Annotated in this window: 1 protein-coding gene and 1 pseudogene; both read right to left on the reverse strand. The window is 43.7% G+C overall.

Features of this window, described 5'->3' with window-relative positions:
• Positions 1-136 precede the first annotated feature (136 nt).
• A complete protein-coding gene (locus ACLOR3_RS04710; protein ID WP_125329487.1) occupies positions 137-742 on the reverse strand; it encodes a nitroreductase family protein in 606 nt (201 codons plus the stop codon).
• Between the two features lie 125 nt (positions 743-867).
• Positions 868-1,242, reverse strand: a pseudogene (locus ACLOR3_RS04715) (hypothetical protein); the annotation flags it as partial.

A 1,242-nucleotide genomic window follows, 5' to 3' on the forward strand; every position in this document is an offset into this window, starting at 1 on the left:
GCATTCCTCCGTTATTTCGATTTAAATTGAATCCTCTAGAATCCCTTCAGCGACTGTCTATCAGCCTGCCAAAGGATTCTAGAAAACCGGACTTGTATCGTACGAGACGAGGACCATCCGGTTCTTTCTGTTGTTATTAGCGTTTTTCGATGATTTCGTCTACTGGCAAGCGGTAGCTAGGTTCTACCTTCTCTGCTGCGTAACCAACCGTGATCAAGAGTTCTGGACGGAAACGCTCTTCGATTTCCAAGACTTCGTTGACTTTTGATTTGTCAAAGCCTAGGATGATGTTTGAGCCGATCCCTTGGTCCGTCAAGGCCAATACCAGGTTCATTGCGACCAATCCAGCATTCAATGCCAAGTAATCGCTAATCTGTTGTTCATTGTAGCGAGCATATTCTGCAGGAAGGTTTTGCATGAAGTATTGCAGCTGCTCCTCTGTAAAGTTCTTGACCCCACCGACACGCGCAATCTTCCGAGCCCGACGTTGCAAATCAGTATCCGTAAAGAGAGCGATAGTCACAGGTGCTTCCATGACTTGGTCATAGTTCCCACCATAGGCTAGTTTAGCCAATTCCGCATTTTTCTGACGAACGACCACGAATTTCCATGGTTGGCTATTGTGCGCACTTGGTGCCAAGGTCGCAATTTCAATAGCTGTCCGTACATCCTTTGGATCGACCGGCTGGTCTGTGAAATGCTTGATCGCATGACGTTTTTTGTTGAGTTCTAGGAATTTCATAGTCAACTTCCTTTTCTAATTCTATTACCTCTATTTTAACACAAAATGAAAGAGCTTGCAGAGTTTTTTCATTGAGGAGACTGTTTCCTTTTCAACTAAGCTACTCGCCCTTCTATGGACTCAAATTATTCCGACGCGGGACTTTCTTTTTCAAAGAACTGGCCACTAGAGTCTTGGATTTTGTTGATGATGTCGTCGTAGCGAGAATTTCTTTCTTCCTCATAGAGATTGTTGATTTCTTGATAGTTCAACGGATTTTCAACCTTTGGTTCTGGCTTGCGACTGAGGAAATCAAGAGTCCCCAGAATAACCAAGATCAGAATCACTAAAGAGGTCCAGCCAGTTTCCTTCTTAGGTAGCCAAACTCCCTTGGTCGAAAGAGATTTCCAACTAGGGTTTTGAGGCAAGAGCTCATAGATTCTCTTTTGAGTCGGAAAGAGGGTCAACAATGCATACAAGGTCAGAAAAAGAAATGAAAAACTATGGACAGAAATCCAACT

This window comes from Streptococcus intestinihominis (genome assembly GCF_046824975.1).
Classification (GTDB): Bacteria; Bacillota; Bacilli; order Lactobacillales; family Streptococcaceae; genus Streptococcus.

What these genes read in the sequence shown, in the direction of transcription:
- ACLOR3_RS04710 (WP_125329487.1), bottom strand. Translation starts at nt 742, where the DNA reads ATGAAATTCCTAGAACTCAACAAAAAACGTCATGCGATCAAGCATTTC.